Source organism: Anaerosphaera aminiphila DSM 21120 (assembly GCF_900129925.1).
Lineage (GTDB): Bacteria > Bacillota > Clostridia > Tissierellales > Peptoniphilaceae > Anaerosphaera > Anaerosphaera aminiphila.
The window spans coordinates 74,199-80,499 of record NZ_FQXI01000008.1; the positions used below are offsets into that span (position 1 = coordinate 74,199).

9 protein-coding genes are annotated in these 6,301 nt (G+C 30.6%); 3 read left to right on the forward strand and 6 right to left on the reverse strand.

The genetic code is table 11. The features are described 5' to 3' along the window. Positions 1–6: 6 nt before the first annotated feature. The 3 genes from BUB47_RS06390 to BUB47_RS06400 form a co-directional block, all read right to left on the reverse strand. Positions 7–678: a DUF4956 domain-containing protein gene (locus tag BUB47_RS06390; protein WP_073184841.1), complete on the reverse strand. Its 672-nt coding sequence runs from the start codon at positions 676–678 to the stop codon at positions 7–9. A gap of 21 nt (positions 679–699) precedes the next feature. Then, entirely contained in the window at positions 700–1,374 is a 675-nt protein-coding gene (locus BUB47_RS06395; RefSeq protein WP_073184843.1) for a polyphosphate polymerase domain-containing protein, read from the reverse strand. Between the two features lie 64 nt (positions 1,375–1,438). Further along, positions 1,439–1,765, reverse strand: coding sequence for a hypothetical protein (locus tag BUB47_RS06400; RefSeq protein ID WP_073184845.1), 327 nt, complete (start codon positions 1,763–1,765; stop codon positions 1,439–1,441). A gap of 145 nt (positions 1,766–1,910) precedes the next feature. Between BUB47_RS06400 and BUB47_RS06405 the strand changes: the two genes are divergently transcribed. Then, on the forward strand, positions 1,911–2,585 hold the full coding sequence (locus tag BUB47_RS06405) for a response regulator transcription factor (RefSeq protein WP_073184847.1): 675 nt from the start codon (positions 1,911–1,913) through the stop codon (positions 2,583–2,585). Then, positions 2,582–3,835 carry a sensor histidine kinase gene (locus BUB47_RS06410; protein ID WP_073184848.1) on the forward strand — a complete coding sequence of 418 codons (1,254 nt, stop codon included), beginning with the start codon at positions 2,582–2,584 and terminating at the stop codon, positions 3,833–3,835. The genes BUB47_RS06405 and BUB47_RS06410 overlap by 4 nt, the downstream gene beginning before the upstream one ends. A 70-nt stretch (positions 3,836–3,905) precedes the next feature. Here the strand turns inward: BUB47_RS06410 and BUB47_RS06415 are convergent, their stop codons facing one another. From BUB47_RS06415 to BUB47_RS06425, 3 genes are read right to left on the reverse strand one after another with little or no spacing between them, the layout of a single operon-like run. Then, a complete protein-coding gene (locus tag BUB47_RS06415; protein ID WP_073184851.1) occupies positions 3,906–4,724 on the reverse strand; it encodes an ABC transporter permease in 819 nt (272 codons plus the stop codon). A gap of 9 nt (positions 4,725–4,733) precedes the next feature. Then, a complete protein-coding gene (locus BUB47_RS06420) occupies positions 4,734–5,426 on the reverse strand; it encodes an ABC transporter ATP-binding protein (RefSeq protein WP_073184852.1) in 693 nt (230 codons plus the stop codon). 1 nt (position 5,427) lies between these two features. Beyond that, a complete protein-coding gene (locus tag BUB47_RS06425; RefSeq protein ID WP_073184854.1) occupies positions 5,428–5,790 on the reverse strand; it encodes a GntR family transcriptional regulator in 363 nt (120 codons plus the stop codon). A gap of 322 nt (positions 5,791–6,112) precedes the next feature. Between BUB47_RS06425 and BUB47_RS09920 the strand changes: the two genes are divergently transcribed. Then, positions 6,113–6,301: transposase (locus BUB47_RS09920; RefSeq protein ID WP_143270619.1), on the forward strand; the 189-nt coding region annotated here is incomplete at its 3' end.

Here is a 6,301-nt window from a genome sequence, read left to right on the forward strand (position 1 = left end):
CTCCTACTATCCCATATATTCTCCGTTATAACTTACTAACACTACATTGTCTACTTCAGGCTGATTTGAAAGCTTATTTACAAATGAAGTATCTTCAGATTTTAATCTAATTTCATAATTTAACTCTATGGAGTCACCTTTTACAATTTTACTTTTAATCTCACTTCTATCTACTAAATTTTTTAGTTCACTTACTATAGATCTTTCACTTTCATCTCCCCTACAATTTATTACTAAAATATATGGGTTGTCATAGGATTTCTTATTTACAAATATTAAGAGTACAATTCCTATAACTACACTTCCAAATACAGCAAGTGGAATCATTCCAGCAGCAATTACTATTCCCACAGCTATTGACCAAAATAAAAAAGTCAAATCCAAGGGCTCTTTAACAGCAGTACGAAAACGCACTATTGAAAGCGCCCCTACCATACCTAGCGATAAGACAATATTACTGGTAACAGCAAGTATTACAAGAGTAGTTATCATACTAAGTGCTATTAATGTGACTCCAAAACTGGAAGAGTACATTACCCCTTTATAAGTTTTCTTGTAGACTAAGAATATAAATACTCCCACTCCAAAAGAAAGCACTAAAGCCAACACCATATCTAAAATTGATACACTACTTACATTTTCTAAGAAACTGGATTTAAAAATATCATCAAAACTCATTTAATTTTCCTCACTTTCATACTATCCGTATATGCGACAGTTGGCATATTTTGAACAAGCTGACGCCTTTCTCTCTCCAAGCTGTATTAAATCACTTATAAAACTTGGCAAAAACTCATCATATTTCACTTCCAATACAACTACTTCATCACCTGCTGAAATAGTTGGTAAATCATCATTAAAAAAATCTGTAGACTGTAGAGCTGTTCTTATATCTCTATCTAAGGTTATTCTCACATTTCCCGCAGGATATACAAAAGGCTCTCGATAATAATCCACTATGGTCTTTGGTCTCAAAAGTTTCCCATTAATTTTACTGTAAAATTCTACAACTAGTGGAGAACTGCTTTTTGACATCCAGCTAAAATCTCCTGCTATTATTTTTTCAACTTCTTCTCTTTTTAGTACTTCCGACTTTTTGTAAGTTAAGTTGTTGTTTTTACTCTTCTTTTCAAGTTTTACAAAGTCATTATTATCGTTGTACTTTCTAATTCTAAATTTTTCTCTATAGTTGACACCATCTATTTTTTCTCTAAGTGCACTATCTTTTGGAGTATCAAAATACAAACTTCTAATTTTATACTCTCCACTTTCACCTACATTTTTGTCTATAGGTAAAACCAATTTTAACTTTTTTCTTAAAACTATATAATCTAAATAGTTTAAACTGTGTTTTAATTCATGTCTGCCCTTCATAATATTTTCCTTTCTTCTCTTATTGATATAGATACTATATAAATTTTCTTAAACAGACCTTGAATTAAATTTTTAATTCTAAAACTGCAAAATCAGCCTCGTCTTCGTAAATCGTTGCATTTATATTATCTAGACCTATATTCTTAACTTTAAAAGATTTTTTATTTAAAACTTCTCTTACTGCACTTTCCAAGCTCTCACCTATGCTTTCTTTTAAAGATATTTCTTTGCAATTTACAGGTTTTATTATTTTACTCTTTCTCAATTCTAAGCTCTTTAAGTAGAAATTTTTAATGCTGTACTCCTCTTTAACTACTATATAATTTAATAATATTTTGTTAATTTCCATTTCAAATATTTTACTTCCTCTGTTTTTTACAGTTGTTTTCATAATTCTCCACCTTTTTCAAATATTTTTCTGTCCAATAGCTATACTAACCTTACTTTCTTAAATGAGTCTTGAATCTCTTTTCAATGTTGCTTTAAGCTTCTATGCTATAATAATAATTAATATTTATAAGAAATGTGGTGATAATATGAACCTGTTATTAGTGGAAGATGAAGTTCATCTATCTGAAGCTCTAGTTGAGCTGTTTAAACAAAATAAATATGCAGTTGACGTTGCCTTTGATGGAATTTCAGGCGAAGAACAAGCTCTCACAGGCATTTATGATGTAATTATTTTAGATATTATGCTTCCAAATAAAAATGGACTTGAAGTTTTACAATCTCTTCGTGAGCAAAATATTTCCACACCAATTTTGCTTTTAACTGCAAAGTCAGAAATAGAAGATAAAATAAAGGGCTTGGATTTTGGCGCTGATGACTATTTGACAAAGCCCTTTGTAGCTGATGAACTACTTGCCAGAATTAGGGCAATGACTAGAAGAAAAGATGAATTTGTCGGAGATGAACTCATCTTTAACAATACAAAACTGTGTAAAAACACTCACGAACTCAGTTTCAATGGAAATACAGTAAAACTTGGATTAAAGGAATTTCAAATTTTAGAAATGTTAATGCAAAATAACAAACAAATTATTCCAAAGGAGAGGTTTATTGAAAGAATCTGGGGTTTTGACAGCGACGCAGAATACAACACTGTTGAGGTTTATATATCTTTTCTAAGAAAAAAGCTCCTAGCTATAAATTCAGACATTCAAATTAAAGCATCCAGAGGTCTTGGCTATTCTCTGGAGGGCTTAGAATGATTAAACGCTTAAAGTATAAGTTTATTGCAATTATAATGGGTGTACTGTCAATTGTATTTATTGCAATTTTTATTGCATTAAATGTATTTATGCAGGTAAAGAGCTCTGAACAGACAGGTAAACTGCTTGAATTAATTGCAGAAGAAGATGGAGTAGAATTCTTACACGAGTTTAGAGCAGAAAACTTTAAAGACAATAGACCTCCACCAAACTCCCAAGATGATAAAAACCCCTACGACCTTCCACCTGCTGCAAGAGCTGCCAGGTTTTTTTACGTTAAAACCGATAAATCCGGAAATATAATAGACTCTCACTTAGACATGATTGACGGACTACTTAGCGAAGATTCCATAACTTATGTAAAAAGTGCCCTTGAAAAAAACAAATCTGAAAGTACTATTGACAACTTTCAATACTTAATAGAAGACAAGGACTATGGAAAAATCATAGTATTTGCAGAGAAAAGTATAGAGTCTCAGCTTTTAAATCAGCTAATTGACATCTCACTTTACGTCGCCGCTTTTAGCTCTGTGATTTTATTAGTAGTTTCAATTTTTCTATCTAATTGGGCTGTTGAACCTGTTAAAATTGCCTTTGATAAACAAAGACAATTTGTCTCAGATGCCAGCCATGAGCTAAAAACTCCACTTACTATAATTTCTACAAATGTAGACGTATTGGAAAATGAAATCGGTCAAAACAAGAGGTTAAAAGATATAAGAGGTCAAACTTACAGAATGAATATACTGATTAAAGACCTTCTCTCCCTTGCCAAAACTGATGAGGGAAAAACTGACGTTGAATTTAAAGAATTTAATATAAGCAAGTCTATTTTAAATACAGCTCTAGAATTTGAAAGTAGAGCTTACGAAGAAGAAAAACAACTGGAAATTGACGTTGAGCCAAATATTTTTTACAACGGAAATGAAAATCAAATAAAACAACTGGCTTCTATATTAATAGATAATGCCATAAAACACTCTAAATCCAATGGAGAAATTAAAGTCAGCTTTAAAAAAGTTGGTAGTAAAATACACTTATCCGTATATAATACCGGCATTGGAATTCCTGAATCAGAAAGAGCAAAAGTCTTTGAAAGATTTTACAGAAGTGATAACTCCAGATCAAGAGACACAGGCGGATATGGACTGGGCCTTTCCATTGCCAAGTCCATTGTAGATACTCACAAGGGAAAAATTTCTATCTCCGGAAGTGAGGAAAATTGGATTGAATTTAATGTAACTTTATAAAAATAACTCCTTAGAATAAAATCTAAGGAGTTATTTTTGTGTTTATCTTTAAATATGTTATAAACCAGTTCTACACATCTATAGAATTTTCCATTAGACTGCTGGTTAAAAAGAATAATAGTACAGGAGCTAAAATACTATATATAATTGACCCTATATTTATTAGTAAATCTCCATTCATATTGGCTGTTGCAAGAGCGTGATAAGTGCTTATAGACTCAATTCCTGGTCTGCTCACATTTAAATAATAAGGTACAATTTCTATTCCTTTAACCATTACCATTAAAAGTAATATGGATACAAATATAAATATAAAAAACCATATTCCCTTAAACTTTTTATTTCTAATTGAAACTCTTCCCAAGGTCATAGAAAAGTAAATAGTAAGTAAAAGTGTCATTCCATTAATTATTAAACCTATAAAAGTCACAAATCCTTCTATCCAAGGTACTTCTTTCCAAGAAATATTTAAACTCTTTAGGGATTCCAATATTGAATTTAATTCACCTCTTGGCGTAATAATCAATAAACCTAAAGCATTTGATAATATAAATCCTATAAAAATTACTACAAACCATAAAAAGGCCACAAATACTTTTGATCCAAGAATTTTTTTAGCACTGAGTGGAATAGTAAAAGTTAAATAACCTCTGTCTTCATAGAGTTCTTTTTTAAATAAATTCACTATATAAAAAGCTGTTGCCACCATCATTCCAAAGATTATTAAAAAAGCAATCCCAAGGAAAATACTACCTATAGTTGATACATATGGCGTATCTATACTATGGAGATATGTGAAGCTTCCTAAATTTAAGATCGTCGTCAAAAGCAAAACTCCCAGTATAAATTTATAACTGCCCTTTATTTCATACTTAATAAATTTTCTCATTTCTTCCTCCTATCCAAATATTTCCTTGTATATTGAATCTATTTGTCCGTTGTGTTCATTTCTCAAGTCTTCTGCATTTCCTTCAAGTACAATTGCACCATTTTGCAAAAATACTACATCTTCAAAAATATTTTCCATATCTCTAACTAAATGAGTGGTTACAATCATAGAGCTGTCTTTAGAATAGTTATTAATTATTGCACCCAGTATCTGATCTCTTGCAACGGGGTCAACTCCTGCAATGGGCTCATCAAGTATGTAGAGTTCAGCATTTCTTGAAAGTACCAGCGAAAGATTTAGTTTTTCATTCATTCCCTTTGATAATTCTGTTATTTTCATATCTTTATTTAAATCCATAAAAGTAAGCAGTTCTTCAAATTTCTTTTCATCAAAATCACCATAAAAATCACTATAAAATTTTCCGGCATCTTTTATTTTCATCCAATCGTAGAGAAAATTTCTGTCGGGAAGATAAGATACGATAGCCTTAGTTTCTACACCTATTTTCTCCCCATTAATTTTAACGCTGCCACTACTAGGTCTTAAAAGCCCCACCAGTATTTTAATTAACGTTGTTTTACCACTTCCATTAGGCCCAAGTATTCCTACTATTTTTCCCTTTTCAATATTTAAATCTACTCCATCTAGGGCTATTTTTTTGCCATATTTTTTAGTTAAATTATTAATTTCCACTATGTTCATTTTATTTCTCCTCTTTCAAGTGTGTTTTAAGTATTTCCAAAATGTCCTCTACTTCATATCCAAGTCTTGAAATATCGTCAATGAAGGTTTCTATTAATTTATTTATTGCATCTGTTTTAAATGTATTTATTAATTCTCTATCTTCTGTGACAAATGTTCCAAGTCCTCTTTGTGTGAATACTAGGGATTCTCTTTCAAGTTCCTGATATGCCCTTTGAATCGTATTTGGATTTACTTTTAATTCCTTTGAATAGTCTCTAACTGAAGGTAACTTATCTCCAAGATTTAAATCACCTGAAATTATTTTATCTTTTAATAAATCCATTACTTGTGCATAAATAGGAGAATTTCCATTAAAATCCATATTCCACCTCCTTATATATAAAAGAATGAGTATTAGTGTTCTAGTTACATAATACACTCATACTTATTCTTTGTCAAATTGTTTTTATAATTTTAAAAATTTTGAATTTAATAAAACTTAAAATTGAACCCACAACGAAATCAAAGATTAGCAGTAAATTTCAGCCTTGGAAAAATCTGACATTGGACCGTAACAAAATGGTTCTATAATAAATGTTGGGGTAAATACTCCAACATTTATTTTTTTGCAAAAAAAGAATGCACGTATCCCAAAAATCCTTTACCATATAAAGTGACTAAACCAAATAGAAAGGGTGAAATACGTGCAAGATAATTATATACAAAAACTTCTCAATATTAAAGATATTATTGTAACAAATATAACAGAAAATAGTGAAACCATAGAAGTTTCTATTAAGTCTACTAATAATACAGGTATTTGTCCTTGTTGTAAACAGCCTACTACAAGAATTCATGACTATAGACTCCAACGTGTAAGACACAGTAACATC

What these genes read in the sequence shown, in the direction of transcription:
- BUB47_RS06390 (WP_073184841.1), bottom strand. Translation starts at nt 678, where the DNA reads ATGAGTTTTGATGATATTTTTAAATCCAGTTTCTTAGAAAATGTAAGT.
- BUB47_RS06395 (WP_073184843.1), bottom strand. Translation starts at nt 1,374, where the DNA reads ATGAAGGGCAGACATGAATTAAAACACAGTTTAAACTATTTAGATTAT.
- BUB47_RS06400 (WP_073184845.1), bottom strand. Translation starts at nt 1,765, where the DNA reads ATGAAAACAACTGTAAAAAACAGAGGAAGTAAAATATTTGAAATGGAA.
- BUB47_RS06405 (WP_073184847.1), top strand. Translation starts at nt 1,911, where the DNA reads ATGAACCTGTTATTAGTGGAAGATGAAGTTCATCTATCTGAAGCTCTA.
- BUB47_RS06410 (WP_073184848.1), top strand. Translation starts at nt 2,582, where the DNA reads ATGATTAAACGCTTAAAGTATAAGTTTATTGCAATTATAATGGGTGTA.
- BUB47_RS06415 (WP_073184851.1), bottom strand. Translation starts at nt 4,724, where the DNA reads ATGAGAAAATTTATTAAGTATGAAATAAAGGGCAGTTATAAATTTATA.
- BUB47_RS06420 (WP_073184852.1), bottom strand. Translation starts at nt 5,426, where the DNA reads ATGAACATAGTGGAAATTAATAATTTAACTAAAAAATATGGCAAAAAA.
- BUB47_RS06425 (WP_073184854.1), bottom strand. Translation starts at nt 5,790, where the DNA reads ATGGATTTTAATGGAAATTCTCCTATTTATGCACAAGTAATGGATTTA.